Source organism: Rhizobium mongolense subsp. loessense (genome assembly GCF_900099775.1).
Classification (GTDB): Bacteria; Pseudomonadota; Alphaproteobacteria; order Rhizobiales; family Rhizobiaceae; genus Rhizobium; species Rhizobium loessense.
In genome coordinates this window covers 20,875-36,625 of the sequence record NZ_FMTM01000004.1, presented here as the reverse complement: position 1 = coordinate 36,625, position 15,751 = coordinate 20,875, and the positions used below count along the sequence as shown (strand labels likewise).

The 15,751-nt window shown below is 60.0% G+C and carries 14 protein-coding genes and 4 pseudogenes; 5 read left to right on the top strand and 13 right to left on the bottom strand.

The window, feature by feature from the left end:
- Positions 1-97 precede the first annotated feature (97 nt).
- From BLP23_RS15110 to BLP23_RS15085, 6 genes are all read right to left on the bottom strand, one after another.
- Positions 98-385 carry a GNAT family N-acetyltransferase gene (locus tag BLP23_RS15110; RefSeq protein ID WP_092585632.1) on the bottom strand — a complete coding sequence of 96 codons (288 nt, stop codon included), beginning with the start codon at positions 383-385 and terminating at the stop codon, positions 98-100.
- Positions 386-461: 76 nt separating this feature from the next.
- A complete protein-coding gene (locus BLP23_RS15105; protein ID WP_092585631.1) occupies positions 462-1,397 on the bottom strand; it encodes a pirin family protein in 936 nt (311 codons plus the stop codon).
- A gap of 165 nt (positions 1,398-1,562) precedes the next feature.
- Positions 1,563-2,453: a LysR family transcriptional regulator gene (locus BLP23_RS15100; protein ID WP_092585630.1), complete on the bottom strand. Its 891-nt coding sequence runs from the start codon at positions 2,451-2,453 to the stop codon at positions 1,563-1,565.
- 37 nt (positions 2,454-2,490) lie between these two features.
- On the bottom strand, positions 2,491-3,522 hold the full coding sequence (locus BLP23_RS15095; RefSeq protein ID WP_092585629.1) for an LLM class flavin-dependent oxidoreductase: 1,032 nt from the start codon (positions 3,520-3,522) through the stop codon (positions 2,491-2,493).
- A gap of 73 nt (positions 3,523-3,595) precedes the next feature.
- A complete protein-coding gene (locus tag BLP23_RS34520; RefSeq protein WP_233426710.1) occupies positions 3,596-4,333 on the bottom strand; it encodes a nuclear transport factor 2 family protein in 738 nt (245 codons plus the stop codon).
- A 94-nt stretch (positions 4,334-4,427) separates the two neighbouring features.
- Entirely contained in the window at positions 4,428-5,090 is a 663-nt protein-coding gene (locus BLP23_RS15085; RefSeq protein ID WP_092585628.1) for a hydrolase, read from the bottom strand.
- A gap of 154 nt (positions 5,091-5,244) precedes the next feature.
- Between BLP23_RS15085 and BLP23_RS15080 the strand changes: the two genes are divergently transcribed.
- Complete coding sequence (locus BLP23_RS15080) at positions 5,245-6,141, top strand: LysR family transcriptional regulator (RefSeq protein ID WP_092585627.1); 897 nt, start codon at positions 5,245-5,247, stop codon at positions 6,139-6,141.
- 50 nt (positions 6,142-6,191) lie between these two features.
- Here the strand turns inward: BLP23_RS15080 and BLP23_RS15075 are convergent, their stop codons facing one another.
- The 5 genes and pseudogenes from BLP23_RS15075 to BLP23_RS15055 all read right to left on the bottom strand — a co-directional run bounded on the left by BLP23_RS15075 (position 6,192) and on the right by BLP23_RS15055 (position 10,533).
- Complete coding sequence (locus BLP23_RS15075) at positions 6,192-6,470, bottom strand: alpha/beta hydrolase family protein (protein WP_208603157.1); 279 nt, start codon at positions 6,468-6,470, stop codon at positions 6,192-6,194.
- A 77-nt stretch (positions 6,471-6,547) separates the two neighbouring features.
- A pseudogene (locus tag BLP23_RS15070) lies at positions 6,548-6,721 on the bottom strand (quinone oxidoreductase family protein); the annotation flags it as partial.
- Positions 6,722-6,786: 65 nt separating this feature from the next.
- Positions 6,787-7,785, bottom strand: coding sequence for a homoserine dehydrogenase (locus tag BLP23_RS15065; protein WP_092585626.1), 999 nt, complete (start codon positions 7,783-7,785; stop codon positions 6,787-6,789).
- A gap of 16 nt (positions 7,786-7,801) precedes the next feature.
- The gene (locus BLP23_RS15060) at positions 7,802-9,562 is read right to left on the bottom strand and encodes a monovalent cation:proton antiporter-2 (CPA2) family protein (protein WP_092585625.1); all 1,761 of its coding nucleotides are present in this window, start codon (positions 9,560-9,562) and stop codon (positions 7,802-7,804) included.
- A gap of 230 nt (positions 9,563-9,792) precedes the next feature.
- Positions 9,793-10,533, bottom strand: coding sequence for an SDR family NAD(P)-dependent oxidoreductase (locus BLP23_RS15055; protein ID WP_092585624.1), 741 nt, complete (start codon positions 10,531-10,533; stop codon positions 9,793-9,795).
- A 115-nt stretch (positions 10,534-10,648) separates the two neighbouring features.
- On the opposite strand from BLP23_RS15055, the gene BLP23_RS15050 reads away from it, so the two are divergent.
- The gene (locus BLP23_RS15050; RefSeq protein WP_092585623.1) at positions 10,649-11,530 is read left to right on the top strand and encodes an AraC family transcriptional regulator; all 882 of its coding nucleotides are present in this window, start codon (positions 10,649-10,651) and stop codon (positions 11,528-11,530) included.
- A gap of 565 nt (positions 11,531-12,095) precedes the next feature.
- Positions 12,096-13,448, top strand: a pseudogene (locus tag BLP23_RS15040) (IS3 family transposase).
- 188 nt (positions 13,449-13,636) lie between these two features.
- Here BLP23_RS15040 and BLP23_RS15035 read toward each other — a convergent pair.
- Complete coding sequence (locus BLP23_RS15035; protein WP_092585622.1) at positions 13,637-14,470, bottom strand: enoyl-CoA hydratase/isomerase family protein; 834 nt, start codon at positions 14,468-14,470, stop codon at positions 13,637-13,639.
- A gap of 126 nt (positions 14,471-14,596) precedes the next feature.
- Here BLP23_RS15035 and BLP23_RS15030 point away from each other — a divergent pair, with 126 nt between their 5' ends.
- Together BLP23_RS15030 and BLP23_RS35460 are read left to right on the top strand one after the other, a co-directional pair.
- Complete coding sequence (locus BLP23_RS15030) at positions 14,597-14,977, top strand: winged helix-turn-helix transcriptional regulator (protein ID WP_208603156.1); 381 nt, start codon at positions 14,597-14,599, stop codon at positions 14,975-14,977.
- Positions 14,977-15,147: pseudogene (locus tag BLP23_RS35460) on the top strand (DUF7665 family protein); the annotation flags it as partial. The gene BLP23_RS15030 and the pseudogene BLP23_RS35460, both read left to right, overlap by 1 nt.
- A gap of 14 nt (positions 15,148-15,161) precedes the next feature.
- Here BLP23_RS35460 and BLP23_RS15025 read toward each other — a convergent pair.
- A pseudogene (locus tag BLP23_RS15025) lies at positions 15,162-15,541 on the bottom strand (P-type conjugative transfer ATPase TrbB); the annotation flags it as partial.
- Positions 15,542-15,751: the final 210 nt, after the last annotated feature.

The following is a 15,751-nucleotide window of genomic DNA, read 5'->3' as shown; positions in this document are numbered from 1 at the left end:
GTAGCTTGAAGGGCCTGCTTCGCCTCTTGAAACAGATAGGTGTTCTTCCGCATAACATTCCCTATCGTCGGCTCTGGTTCTTTGTTCGGCAGAATTTTCACTTTCTCAAAACATCCTGCCATTCCGCATGGCGCTCTATCTGCGCTTTCGCGAATGGGCAAAGCGGTATGATCGTGATGCCTTCGCGCCGGGCGTCCTCTACCGCCTGCCGGACCAATTGCTCGCCGATTTTTCGACCGCGCAACGCACCAGGAACATCCGTGTGGTCGATGATGATCAGCTTTTGACCCGCACGACTGTATGTCATTTCGGCTTCGTGCCCATCAACAACGATCAGGTAGCGCCCCTTGGACATGCCATCTTCCCGTTCAACCTCTTCGCTCATCGCATTTCCTCCGTGCTTAAGGCGCCGACCCGCCCCCTCCTCAGATGGTCTCCAAATTACAGCCGATCGGCAAAAATCAATCGGGCAAGGGAATGTGCTCATCCCTGTCGTCAACCGGGAGATCGAAACGCCCCTTCCCCCAGTTCTCGGCCCGCCATTCGGCCTTGGCCTCTTCGATGCGCTCTTTCGAGGATGCGACGAAATTCCACCAGATATAGCGTGGCCCTGAAAGCGTCGCGCCGCCCAGTGCCATCAGCCTTGCGCCTTGGCCGCCTGCGGTCACCGTGATCCTGTCACCGGGACGGAACACCATCATCTGCGGCGCTTCGAAGTCCTGGCCGGCGATCGAGATAGAGCCTTCGACGATATAGATCCCACGATCCTCGTGATCGTCGGGCATGGGCAGGCGGGCACCTGCTTCCAGCGTGATATCGGCATAGAAAGTCTCGGAAAACATCGTCGCGGGAGCGGCCTTGCCATAGGCATTTCCCAGGATAAGCCGAACCGTGACGCCACGATCCTCGATCATGGGCAGCGCCTGTGTTCCATGATGTTCGAACATCGGCGCCATATCTTCATGGCTGTCGGGAAGCGCGACCCAGGTCTGGATGCCCAGCAGGCTTTGCGGCCCGCTGCGGCCCTCTGGCGTAGTGCGCTCTGAATGCGTTACACCCCGGCCCGCGACCATCCAGTTCAGGGCTCCGGGGCGAATGATCTGGTCGGCACCTGTACTGTCCCGGTGATGGAATTCGCCGCGATAAAGATAGGTGACGGTGCCTAGTCCTATATGGGGGTGCGGTCGAACATCGATACCCTGCCCAGTCAGAAGTTCCGCAGGCCCGACCTGGTCGAAGAAGATGAACGGACCCACCATCTGGCGCTTCGGAGCAGGCAAGGCGCGCCGAACTTCGAAGCCACCGAGGTCGCGCGAACGTGGAATGATGAGGGTGTCGATCGCATCCAGGCCGATCTCTTCAGGACAGGCTGGTGCAATGGCGGGATTCCAACTCATGCATGTTCTCCTCTTCAGTCTGCAGGGTAGAGGCCATAGGGTTCCTTCCCATCTGCGACCCGGTTGGCCAAAGTCACCAACGAAACTATAAAGCTACAGTATCCGCGACTAGCTGCGGGGAACGCTACGCTGTGTTGCGGCAAGCGGAACGCGCTGTTTACGGCATCAACTTCCGGCGCCCCAAAGAGGCGCGCCAGTCTCAAAGGATTCGATCAAGAACTCCGAGAGGACGCGCACTTTTCGGGACGGATGCGGACTGGGAGGCCGTACGACATAGACCCCGCCAACCGGTAGCGGAAAACGGGTCATGATCGGAACGAGAGCCCCTGACGCGAGATAATCATGGGTGACGCAATCGGGGAGCCAGGCGATGCCGAGCCCCTCGGCGGCTGCGCTCGCAAGCGCCATGCCGTTGTCGGTCCTGAAGCGGCCCTGCGGCTGCACGGTGATGATCTTGTCGCCGTCCATGAATCGCCAGGTCTCCGCACCAACCAAAGCCTGGTGGCACGCGATCTCTTCGGGCGCCTCCGGCGAGCCGTGCAATCTTATATAGTCCGGGCTCGCCACCAGCTTGCCGCAAATCTGGCCGACCCGTTTTGCCATGAGATTCGAGTCACGCAGGGCACCGACACGGATCGCGCAATCGAACCCGTCGACGATCAGGTCGGCGAACCGATCGCTGTAGTCGGCTTGTATCTGAAGCTGCGGGTGGTGGCGCGCCATCTTGGCGAGAACAGGTGCAAAATGTACCGGACCCGATGTGAGCGGAACTGCCACCCGGAACCGTCCACGAAGGTCACCTTCGGGCAAGATCGCCTCGCGCGCGATGTCGACCTCAGCACAGACTCTTGCCGCATGGTCCCGAAACAGGACCCCGGCTTCCGTCAGGCCGGCTCCACGTGTCGTTCGTGCAAGAAGCTGGGTTCCTAGCGCGCCCTCGATCCTAGTGAGCGCACGGCTAACCATCGACTTGGAAACCCCCAGTCGACGCGCGGCCGAAGTGATGCCTCCCGAATCCGCCACCTCGACGAATACCCGCAGATCTTCGATATCCATTTGGCATTCCTCCGTTGTGACACGGTTGACAGGCGCCCTATCGCGCCGCCCTGATGATTGGAGCGACCTCGGTGCCCAGCAGTTCGATCGACCGCTTCATCGCTTCCGCATCGAGGGAAGCGGTACTCATCTGGAAGGTGATGCGCGACAGGCCGCCAAGCGTTTCGCTTGCCTGCAATATCTTGGCGGCAACGGTTTTCGGATCACCGACAAGGAATACGCCGTCAGGACCCGCCATGATCTCGAACTGCTGGCGCGTCGGTGGCGACCAGCCGCGCTCACGGCCGATCTTCGTCGTCAGATGCGCCCATCCGGGGAAGAAGGCATCCTTTGCAGCCAAATCGGTCTCGCCGACAAAGCCCATCGCGTGGACTCCCACCTTGAGTTTTTCCGGATCATGCCCGGCGCGTTGACCGGTTTCGCGATAGAGATCGACAAGTGGGCGGAAACGTTCGAAGCTGCCGCCGATGATCGCCACCATCAAAGGAAGGCCGAGTGCGCCGGCGCGAGCGAAGGATTCCGGCGAACCGCCGACTCCGATCCAGACTGGAAGTTGCGATTGATGTGGACGCGGAAAGACGCCCTGCCCTTTGAGCGCCGGACGGAAGCGGCCTTCCCAGGTAATGTCGGTCGCCTCGCCAAGCTTGAGAAATAGGTCGAGCTTTTCGGCGAAGAGCTCGTCATAGTGACGCGTATCAAGGCCGAATAGCGGGTAGGCCTCGACAAAGGATCCCCGGCCGACCACGAGTTCGGCGCGACCTTTGGAAATCAGGTCGAGCGTCGCGAATTCCTGGAACACCCGCACTGGATCGGCTGCGCTCAGAACCGTTACCGCGCTCGTCAACCGGATACGCGGAGAGCGGGCCGCCGCTGCGGCCAGAATGACGGCCGGGGCGGAGTCGAGAAATTCGCCTCGGTGATGCTCGCCGATACCGAAGACGTCGAGCCCGACGCGATCCGCGACCACGACCTCCTCGATGAGCTCGGCCATTCGATCGGTCGGCGACGGAAGCTTGCCCGTTGCCGGGTCAGGAAGGATGGCTGCAAAACTGTCGATACCGATTTCCATGTGAATCCTTATAGGCTTTCTGTCGGCTGGTGTTCATCCGGATGCACGTTGACAGTGCCGAGCTAGGATGCATTTAGTCGTTGCCGGCGATAAGCGACGCCTCTTCAGGGTCGAACATTGGAGCGCCCCCAAGCGTGGCCGTGACTGGCACTTCGTCCTGAAGCACGTCCCAGTGTTCGGCGAGCTTGCCACCCTCGATCCGGAAGAGATCGACCACGACCTGGGGTCTTTCTGCCCAGCCGCGGATGCGGCCGTGTATCGCGACGAAATCGCCTTCGGCAACAATTAGGCCGGGTTCGTAGAAGACATCCTGAGGTAGGCTTTCGACAATCGCCTTCGGGGCTTCGCGACCCTGTGGGATGTTCGGGTTGTGTTGGACGTAGTCCACGACGTAGAGCCTCTCCACCGCCGAAGCATCGCGGCGCTGAAACAGGGAGGTCATCGCCTCGAGCACAAGCGCCTTGTTGCGCTGCGGCCGATTGTCAAAATTCTGGTTTGCAGCCCGTGTCACGGTGATCGTTCCGGTCATGCGCAGGAACCGACCGTCGGACAACGTGGCATGCGAATGGATCAGCCCGCGATCGTAGTCCTGCACGTTGGTGACCGTCGCTCCGTCCTTTTCCTGCCAGCTGACGACGAAGATACTGTTACCGAGTGGCGCGACGTGGATATCGACAATTTCCGTGTGCCTAAGCGGTCCCTCTTTGATCTCGAATTTCAGCTGCGACGTCGAGAGAAGCGTCAGGCCGGCTCTGAAATCCGGATAGGACACATCCATCTCGAGCCCGACAGGGAAGCGGTTGATCGGCATTACAGTTATTCCTCCAGAAATGGTGGTGATGACGAGGCTCGACTTAGCGCCTTGCAATGGCATTAGGCCGAGAACTCGCCATCCCAGTCGGCTTTTACAGACCGGCCTGACGGGCCGCCTGTACAGGCGTGTTGAGCAGTTGCTGTTCCCACAGGTAGGCGATGCCGCTGCCGCCGGCATGGTCGACGATGACGTCGGTCAGCGCGGCCGCAGTCTCCTCACGAGCCCAATCGCGCTGCCATTCGGCAGCGATCGCGAGCCAGGTCATCATATTGATGCCAGCCCCCATCATCCGCTGGATCGCCACCTGGTGCGCTTCGACTGAGGTCCCACCCGATGCGTCGGTAATCACCGTAACGTCCCAGCCTTCGCCCGCGGCCTGGATTGCCGGCATCGCAACGCAGACTTCGGTCCACAGGCCAGCAATGATCAGCTGCTTGCGGCCGGTAGCCTTCACCACGTCCACCACTTTCGGGTCCTGCCAGGTGTTGATGAATGTGCGGTCGATCACCGCCTGTCCGGGGAAAACATCGGTGAGGTGCTTGAAAAGCAGGCCACCCCGGCCGGCTATCACGCTTGTCAGGATTGTGGGGACGTTGAAAACCTTTGCAGCTTTCGCAAGCGCCGTCGTGTTGTTGACGACCGCCTGCGGATCGTGACTGTTCACGTTCGCGAGCTGATAGGGCTGATGGTCGATCATGACGAGGACGGAATCTTCGGGGCGAAGAAGTGAGTCAAGGCCGTTACGGAAGGTCATAGATAAATTCCTAGGTTCGCGGTTGGTTGAGACACGTTGCTGGAGGGAACAAGCGCCCTCCGAAGCGCCGTCTGCGAAAGGACCTTGTCATTCCTGATTTCGATGCGGTAGTCATCGTTTGTGCCGAACAGTGTCGCGGAACGGGGAACGCAGCATGGACATCGAAGATTTGCGGACGTTTGTGGAGGTAGCGGATGCGGGCGGCGTCACGCCCGCTGCGCTTCGGCTGGGCGTTTCCAAGTCGATGGTGAGCCGGCGGCTTGCGCGGCTTGAGGCAGAGCTCGGCGTGCAGCTGCTTGCAAGGTCCACGCGCGGAGCTTCCTTGACGGAAGCGGGCGCCACTTTCCGTGATTATGCTGCCAGGGTCAGTGCCGAGATCGATGTAGCCAGAGATATAATCCTGCCGGCTGGCGAACTGAGCGGTCGCCTGAGAATTGCGGCACCCCTAACGTTCGGGCCCACGCACTTTGCATCTGTCCTTGCGGACATGGCATTGCGCTATCCGCAACTGCAGATCCAGACAAGCTATAGCGACCGTTTCGTGGACCTGATTGCGGAAGGGTTTGATTGCGCGATCCGGGTCGGGACACTTCAGGATTCCAACCTGATCGCAAGACGCGTTGGCCCCCTCTACGGAAAATACGTCGCCAGTCCCGCCTATATCAAAGCCCACGGCTCCCCGGAAACACCGGAGGAGCTCGTTACGCATCAGGCGCTGATGCAGGGGATGGAAACGTGGGAGGTCATGGACGGCGACAAGATCTTGACCATTCGCCCACAGGGGCGTTTCAAGGCTGACAACGGGGCTGCTCTCGTCGTCGCTGCCGCGGCCGGATTGGGTATCGCCGCGCTTCCCGATGGTCTTACCCAGGAGTATCTGGATTCTGGAGCGCTGGTGACAGTCATGAAAAATCATCCCCCGCCACCGGCCGGAATTTTCGTCGTTCGCCCACCGGGACAACATCCTTCAAGAAAAGTCCGCGTCCTGACCGAAATGCTGATCGAGTGTTTCGACAGCAGCAGCGGTCAAGAAAAAAGGAACCCCGACTGACGATCGAGCGGCTGACGGAGACGAGTCGGGACCAACTCTCGCACCAGCGACTATATGATCAGATGTTTTGAATAAAACGCGGTTAGCCGGTCGCTAGCCTGCTTCACATATTCCGGCTTGTAATACATGTCGTAATGGCCGGCGCCCTCGACCGCGAAAAAATCCTTGTTATCCGCCGGTGAAAGATTGAGGAGGCGTCGGCCGGCCTCGTATTGGCCGGTCGTTCCGCGGCAACCGCCAACAATGATCTGAAGTGGCTGTATCAAAAGCTCCGGAACGAGATTGAAAGCTTCGAAGCCGAGCAGGTTGCCGTAGCTTATGAAGAGCAAACGGTTCGTGGAATTCGGCTGGCGATAGCGCGACTCCCGGTAAAAGGTGACAGCTTCGAGCAGATCCGGGTCGGTGAGACGATCCAGGGGGATTGCTGCGGCGTGGAGCGGCGATTGATCAGGTCACCACCCTCGATCGAGATCGCCTCGACGGCGATAAGCACATCATCCGGTCCACAGACGGGATCCGGCACATCGGCATATCTTAGGACTGTCGGGGGACCGGGGTTTTCATAGACTGCAGCTTTCATATACCGTTCCTTTCCCGTTAGGGGGCTCTTGCCTTTAATGGTCGCAATGGCTTTATCGCCTCCTTTCAGGCCATCCGTGCCGCTAGGATATGTTCCAGATCCTTCAACGCTGCGGCGGCCGTCGCAAGCGGCTCCTTTCCGGACCCGATCGCGAGCGTCTCGCCCATCGCATCGGTCACAATACGGATCGCCTTGTCCTTGCCGCGGATGTTGGCGAAGGGATCGGCAAGCGGATATGCCCTGATGCCGACCCCGGCGCGGATTGCGCCATTCCCACGCGAAATGCAGCCGACGAGTTTCGGAACAAGCCCCTGCCCGCGCCAGGCCTCGATCCGTTCAGCGGAGATGGACTGGATCCCCTCGACGGTCAGATCGTTCATCATAAGGTTAGCGCCAAGCCCGAAATTGGCGAGGATGAGCAGCTTGCAGGCCGTGTCCCAGCCTTCCGTGTCGTTGCGTGGATCGGCCTCGGCGAAACCGCCAAGCTGTGCCTCCCGCAATGCCTCGTCGAAGCCGATCCCGCGTGTCGTCATGGCATCGAGCAGATAATTGGTGGTGGCGTTCAGAATTCCCTCGACTTCGAGCACCTCGCAGCCTTTGAGACTATGCTTGACCAGATCGATTGTCGGCAGGGCAGCGGAGGCGGCACCGCTGAGTTTCAACAGGGCGCCGGAGCCTCGGGCAAGCTCCCGCAGTTCCCGCCCGCTATGAACCAGCGCGCCCTTCGATATGACGATCGTGTCTCGCCCGGCCGAAAGCGACGAACGAAGATAGGCAAGCCCCGGCCCCCCGGTGCGGAAATCGCTCGGCCCCGCCTCGATCAGAATATCAGCGCCGCTCTCCTCGATGAAGGCCGGGCCCGAGAGCCCGTCTTCGAGCGTGGAGAGTTGCTCTTCTTCCAGTCCATCCGCGCTTTTTACACCGGACCGGGATCCGCAGACGGCCACGAGCCGCATATCCGCGCCGTAAACTTCGCGATAACGCTCCCGCCGGGACAGAAGCAGGCTTGCCGTTGCCCGCCCCACGCCGCCGAAACCTGCTATCGCAATCCTCGATGTATTCATCGTACCGGCTCTTCTGTTACTTCGCTGCCACACCGCGCAGCGGCTCGGGAACGGGCCTGAGATGCAGGTGATCCATGCCGGACATGGCGTCTCCCTGCACCTGTTCGGACAGCCGCTCATTGTCCCGCCGACGAACGTCCTCTGCCGCCTCCTCCACGTCAAGCTCGGCATAGCCCAGGGCGCGCAGGCCTGCCGCGCCCATCCTATAGGCGGATTCGACCGTTTCGCGGATCTGGTAGTCGACGCCGGCGCGGATCAGGTCCACGGCATGGCCGCGATCATAGCTACGCACCAGAATCTTGGCCTGCGGGAATTCATTTTGTGCCAGTTCCACGGTCTGCAGGGCGGACTTCGGGTCGTTGATGCAGATCAGCAAGGCCTCGGCCGAGCCTGCGCCGGAATGGTGCAGCGTGTCGAGACGCGTGCCGTCGCCGAAAAACACCTTGAAGCCGAAACGTCCCGCTTCACGGATACGGTCGGGGTTCATGTCGATGACGGAGAGGTTCACGCCCTTCGACAGAAGCAGTTGCGAGGCAATCTGGCCGAAACGGCCGAAGCCGATGATGAGCACCCGTCCGCTCAGGTCGCGGGCCGCCTCGACACCCTTCATCGACGCTTCGCTGCGCAGCAGCCGATCCGCGGCGATCATCAGCAGCGGCGTCAATGCCATAGAGAAGATCACCACGGTGGTGAAGAGCGCATTTTCGCGCGGATCGATCACGCCGCCGGCGGTCGCCGCAGCATAGAGTACGAAAGCAAACTCGCCGCCCTGCAGGAACATCGAAGTGCGATGTAGGGCCTGGCGACCGGATGCGCCGGACAGCCGGGCAACCGCATAGACCACGGTGCCCTTGGCGATGGTAAAGGCGACCAGCATGGCAAGAAGAAGCTTCCATTCGGCGGCCACCACGGCTAGGTCGAGCGACATGCCGACAGCCATGAAGAAAAGGCCCATCAGCAGGCCACGAAACGGCTCGATATCGCTTTCGATCTGGTGCCTGTAACTTGAACTTGACAGCATGACCCCGGCAAGGAACGCTCCCATGGCCATGGAAAGTCCTGCGCCAGCCATCAACAGTGCCGCTCCCAACACCACCAGCAGCGCGCCCGCCGTCATCACCTCGCGGGTCCTTGCCCGCGCCAGCAGTGCGAAGAACGGGTTCAGGCCCCATTTCGATACGCCGAGAAGAACGAGCAGCGCACCGAGCGCCAAAAGGACATCCATCCATCCAGAATGCCCCTGCGACAACGGCGACAGAAAGGCGACCACAGCCAGCAGCGGCACGATCATCAGGTCTTCGAAGAGAAGGATGGATACGGATTTCTGGCCCTCCGGGCTGGAAATCTCGCCTCCTTCCTGCAGGACGGACATGATGACGGCCGTCGAGGAAAGAACGAAACCCGCGCCGGCGATGAAGCCCACCGGGGCAGGCAGGCCAAAGACCAGCATGCCCGTCAGTGATAGCACAGCAATCGCCGCCGCGACCTGCACGAGACCGAGCCCGAAAATCTGGCCGCGCATGGTCCAAAGCTTATAGGGCCGCAGTTCCAGTCCGATGACGAATAGGAACATCACAACGCCGAGTTCGGAGAAATGCAATATCGACGCAGCATCGGTGAACAGCCCGACAACCGACGGCCCGACAAGCACGCCGGCTGCGAAATATCCGAGAACCGAGCCAAGGCCAAGCCGTCGAAACAGGGGTACCGCGACCACGGCTGCTCCCATCAGGACGATCGCCGGCCCTATCGTCTGCCCCAAGCTCGCTTCAGCCATGCACTCACATCCCGGTCTCTCGTTTTCGTTTTGAAGCGGCTAGCAACAGGCTTTGCCTGGCCGATCTACTTCTCACTGAGTTTGGTAGCGTTGCGGAGCGGGCTCGAATAGTCATCGCATCGGCAAAACTCTGTCGCGGAACGCGGAACGCGAGTTCTCCGGCTGATACACTATTCACAAAGCGAAGGTTGCATGACCTCCGCCGGGCAACCAACAGCCATTACCAAACACTACGCAAGCGCGCCGCCGTCTACCGTGAGGATGGTGCCGGTGATCTGTCGGGCTGTTGGTGTCGCGAGGAAAGCAACTGCAGCCGCAACATCTTCCGGCTGGTTAAAGCGGCCAAGGGCGCTGAGACCACGCTGATAGTCGGCAAATTCGCCCGTCTCGGGATTCGAGTCCGTGTTTGTAGATCCCGGCTGCACGAGATTGACCGTTATGTCTCGGGCGCCCAATTCGCGCGCGAGGCCGCGGTTGAACGCCTGTAACGCGCCTTTGGTCATATAGTAGACCGTACCAGGCACGCCGGCTATGCGATCCGCGCCTGCCGATCCGATGGTAATGATCCGCCCGCCTTCCTTGAGGTGGGGAATGGCAGCCTTTGCAGCGAGAACCGGCCCGCGTACATTAACGGCAAGTAGTGCGTCGATATCCTCGACCGTGAAATCTGCGATGTTGTTGTATCGCGCGATCGCCGCATTGTTGACGAGAATGTCGAGGCCGCCCAGCGCGCGGACGGTTTCGTCCACCGACCGCTGGATGGCCACGGGATCCGCGCTGTCGGCTTTTATCGCGACGGCCTTTCGACCATTCTCCTCGATAGTCCGGACAAGTCGCTCTGCGCTGTCTGCTGATCGCTCGTACGTTATCGCAACGTTCGCACCCTTCTCGGACAGAGCAATCGCGATCGCCGCCCCGATGCCGCGCGCCCCACCTGTGACGAGCGCATTCTTTCCAGCCAGTTCCTGCATGGTCAAACCCTTTCCTATTCCTTTGCGCCTCAAAATAGGCAGTCGCGACGCAGACACCATTCCCGATCCTCCCAGACACTTGCCTGATCCTTCCAAATGACTACATGTTGACGTGATGTTAGATCTTGTGAAGCCGACCACACTCCTGCTGAACGATGTCGCTCCGTTTATTCAGAAGCAGGGGGGAACTGTCGGCCTTCCCACTCCTATTCCCCGCCTAACGCTTTGGACGAGTACAATGGCCACGTCGCCCACTCCAGCCGTGTTCGAACCCATGTTTTATGCGGTCTTGCGCGGGACCAAGGTCTTGATCATGGGCGCCAATCGGTTCGAGCTGACCGCGGGGGCTAGCGCAGTCTCGTCCTTCGGACTGCCCTACAGCCACCAATTGACCGGCGCGAAGCCCAACCTCCCCTATGTCGGTATTAGCCTCCATCTCGATGCTGGCATTTTGAGCCGCGCCATGCTCGATATCCCCAAGCGTGAAGACCGTTGGACATGCGCAGTTGCCGCCGGCGGTCTGGAGGGACCCGTCGGCGAGGCATTTGCTCGCCTCGTCGGGCTGCTGAACGCGCCCGAGGATATCGGCGCGCTGGCACCACACTACGAGTTCGAGCTTTATTATCGGCTGCTTCAGAGTTCGATGGGCGACACGCTCCGACAGGTCAGCCAGAGGAACGGTCGCTTTCAACAACTCAAGTCGGCGGCCGATTGGCTCGCTTCCAATCATAGCGAACCCATCAATATTCCTGATCTCGCGACCTCTTCTCACATGAGCGTCACAAGCTTTCACAGGCATTTCAAGGAAGTCACCGGGTTCAGCCCACTTGCATTTCAACGCCATATCCGCTTGCTTGAGGCGCGAAAGCTTCTTGCCGGCGGGAGCACCAATGTCTCGCGCGTGGCGTATGAGGTGGGTTATAAAAGCCCGTCGCAATTCAGCCGCGAGTACAAGAACATGTTCGGCAGCGCGCCGGTGGCCGATCTGCAGCGGTGAACCCAGTCGTTTTCCGCTGACGGAAGAAAAATCGATGGCATCGGCGCAGCGCTTGGCAAGACAGATTGCCGCTCTGCCGCCTTGGGCGGCCCGTTTGCGCAGCCAGCCGCGGAAAAGTTGATCAGGGGCGGTCTTTAGGCTGGCGCGCAATCCAGGGGCGGCGAACAGCATCTGGGATCTCTTCTCATGTGTTCGACCTATCAAGCGTGATAAGCTACGCGACGGGCGGTAGGCTTTCCCACCGTCCGTCGCAGCATCCTGCCTAGGTGCGCTTACCATCGTGAGGCAGATCGTTAGCCAGATCCATAACGACCGGCTCGTCTGAGACGAGACATCAGCCGAGGATTGCCGTCACGCGAATTTCGATACGCATCGTTGGAAGTCCCAACGCCTCGCACCAGTCTGAGTCCAGATTGGTGGCCGATCTGGCATATACTCACGGTAGAGGCGGCTTATGACCTCGTTCACGACCGGCGTGTCCGCCATCAGCGCCCTTGAGACAAATGGCTGCTAACTGAGAAGAGAGGATTTCTGGTTCATCGTAGCTCATTCAAAGGAAGCGAAGATGAGACAGAAAGCCGGGCCGCAGAAACCAGCAGCCGAACAGGTCATCAAAGATATCCGCCTGGCGACGCGCAAGCATCACTCCACCGAGGACAAAATCCGCATTGTGTTGGAAGGGTTGCGTGGCGAGGACAGCATCGCCGCTCTGTGCCGCCGCGAAGGCATTGCCGAGAGCCTCAACTATAGTTGGTCGAAAGAGTTCCTCGAAGCTGGCAAGAAGCGGCTGGCCGGGGACACGGCGCGTGCCGCAACGTCGGACGAGGTGAAGGTTCTTAGCCGTGAGACGCGCGATCTGAAGGAGGTCGTCGCCGAACAGGCGCTCGAACTGCGGCTGCTCAAAAAAAAGCATGATCGCGGATGGGGGCGACGAGGAATGAGATATCCCGCCTCTGAGAAACTTGAGATCATCCGGATCGTCGAGCAGTCGCACCTACCGGTGAAGCAGACACTCGACAAGCTCGGCATTCCCCGCCCGACCTTCTATCGCTGGTATAACCGTTTCCTGAGCCGTGGCGTCGACGGGCTGGAAGACCGGCATTCAGCTCCGTCTCGGGTGTGGAACCGTATCCCCGATGATGTCCGGGAACGCATCATCGACATGGCGCTGGAACAGACCGAGCTGTCACCGCGTGAGCTGGCCGTTCGCTTCACCGACACGGAAAGCTATTTTGTGTCAGAGGCTTCAGTCTACCGCCTGCTCAAGGTCCATGATCTGATCACGTCGCCAGCCTTCATCGTCATCAAGGCAGGTGACGAGTTCAAGGACAAGACGACGCGGCCCAACCTGCTCTGGCAAACCGACTTCACCTATCTGAAGGTTATCGGCTAGGGCTGGTTCTACCTCTCCACCGTGCTTGACGACTTCTCGCGATACATCGTCGCCTGGAAATTGTGCACGACGATGAAGGTTGAGGATGTCACCGAGACACTGAACCTGACGCTCACGGCATCCGGTTGCGACAGCATGCATGTCGAGCACAAGCCTCGTCTGCTGTCGGACAATGGTCCATGTTACATCGCCTCGGACCTCGGTGAATGGCTGGAAAAGCGATCTATCGCGCAGGTTCACGGCGCACCGGGACATCCTCAGACCCAAGGCAAGATCGAGCGCTGGCACCAGACGCTGAAAAATCGCATCCTGCTCGAAAACTACTACTTCTCGGAAGACCTCGAAGCGCAGATTGCGGCATTCGTCGAACACTACAATCATCGCCGATATCACGAAAGCATTGGCAATCTGACCCCGGCTGACGTCTACTTCGGATGCGGCTACACCATCCTGCTACAGCGAGAAAGGATCAAACGAGACACCATCAAACTCCGCCGGTTGCAACATCAACAGCAAGCCGCTTAAATCAACAAACAGACGGACCAGAAACTCCGATCCTTCCAAAGCCGATCTGTCTCAAATCATTCGCTGACGGACACGAGGTCATGATTTAGCACCGGCGCTTCCAGTAACGCATGCGCGCCATCCAAAGACCGAAACCGCTACGCAATACCTCGCTGCAGCGGTTTCGCTGTTCTCTCGTCAGTCAGGCCTCACACCTTCAATGTACGAAGCAAGCTTTCCAGATTTCTCTCACCCTCCCTGGTTTGCGCTCCTGTTTTCAGTCCGCTCCGTATGAGCTTTTCGGCAGCAGGGAGTTCGAACAATCCTGCCCAGGCCTCATGCTCGCGCTTAAAGCCATCCCGCAGGTCTTCAGGAGGCAACGCCCTTTTGGCCGCGGCGATAACGCCTTCGGGCAAGGCGGCGATGTTGCGCGCCAGCCGATCGACGAAACCGTCGAGCTCTGAAGCCGGCAGCGCCCGGTTGATCCAACCATAGCTCTCCGCCGTCGTCGCATCGACGAGATCGGCACCGAGGATCACTTCAAGAGCCCGGCCTCGCGTCATCCGACTGGACAGATACTGGGTAGCCCCGCCGCCCGGCGTGATGCCCATCAAGGCCTCGCATTGGGCAAGCCCTGCCCGACCCTCGGCGGCAAATGCCATGTCAGCTGCCGCGACGAACTCCGCTCCGCCGCCGCGCGCCAGCCCGACGAGCTTGACGATCGTCACCTGCGGCTGCTCCCGCAGGAGCTCGCCGAACGCCTGGAACGGGTTGAGGCCTTCCGGAGCCTCACGGGCAATCTCGTCGAAGGCGTGCGGCTCATCGATCAATGTCATGTCGACATGGGCAATGAAGAACTCCGGGTCCGCGCTCTGGAAAACCAGCACGCGTGTGTCCGGATCATTGCGAACGGAAAGGAGAAAGCTGCGGATTTCGCTCATCAACGGAACATCGAGAACGTTTACCGGCGGGTTGTCGATCGTGATCGTGGCTATACCGTCTGCCCGGGAAATCCGTAGCCGTTTGAAATCTGTGTCTGTCATACGTAAAGTCTCTGTTATTCGGGAAATTCTGGCGCTGGCGTTTCGCGCCATTGACCCTAAAGTATTCATCGGATACCTAGCGTCAATTACGCACCTGAAGCATCCCAGGGGTGCCGGAGGATACCGATGGATGAATCGATCAGTGAAAATGACCCCGTTTACCGCGCGGACTGCCCGAGCCGGGTGATCCTCGACCAGATCGCTGACAAGTGGTCGATGATGGTGCTGGCGGTGCTTAGCGAGCCCCGTCGCTTCAACGCCATCAAGCGCCGCCTGGATGGCGTCACCCAGCGCGTGCTGACCCAGACGCTGCGCAAGCTGGAGCGCAACGGCATGGTGACACGTAGAATTCTAGATGGACGTGTGCTCGGCGTCGAATATGCGCTAACGCCGCTTGGGCGATCGCTGCAAGGGCCGTTCGCGATCCTGTTCGACTGGACAGTCGAGAACATCGAAGTGATTCAGGACTGCCAGCGCCGCTATGACGCGTCAATTGGCCCTATGTAATGATTAAGGTTGCGGCTTCTCCGCGACCTCAATCACCGAACAGCTACTGCCTCCGCACCGACTGGAAGGATGGCAGTTGCCTCTACATCCCTTGTGATCGCGAGAGCGTCGTGGGGCAAGAGAACTGGCGCCAGGAGCATGCCGACCTGATTTGGCGTCCGGAGGACGGCATCACTCAGTACCCGAGCGTGCAGACCGCGACAGCCCGCGTGCGTATGGCGAAGGCGGGCGACGCTACGACGGGAGGAAGCAGACCATCAAACCGCTCAGCCGTTTCCGGCAACTCGGCCGAGACACGCGGGGAGCGGGCGTGGACCTCAGCACCGACATGGTGTGCGACCGGCGACGCGCTCGCCGCCGGCGGCCGTCATCGTCTCGCCGGTGTCGGCCAGCCCTTCGAAAAGCCGCTCCACCCCGATGCGGCCATCGGGGTTCAGCATCACCTCGACGACGGCCGGGTCTTCCAGACACCGCGTGATGGCGCAGCCGAGGCCGGTGCGCAGCATTTGCGCCACGCTGGATCGCTTCCTGTCTGTGGTGGGGTGGATGCCATGTGGTCCGCAATTTTCGTGGGGACGCAACAGAGATCTCCGGGTGGGGATGAATAAAAGAGCCCGGAATCACGCCGCTTCAACAAGTTTCGGTCGTAGTAGTAGTGTGGCGTGCAGATGCAGGAGAACGGCGGCGAGGGCCTCATCTTGACGGATTACTCGCTGCGATTGTTCGCCGATTGCGCATGAAAATGCCGTCGGCGATTCGGCGGCCCTTACGAAG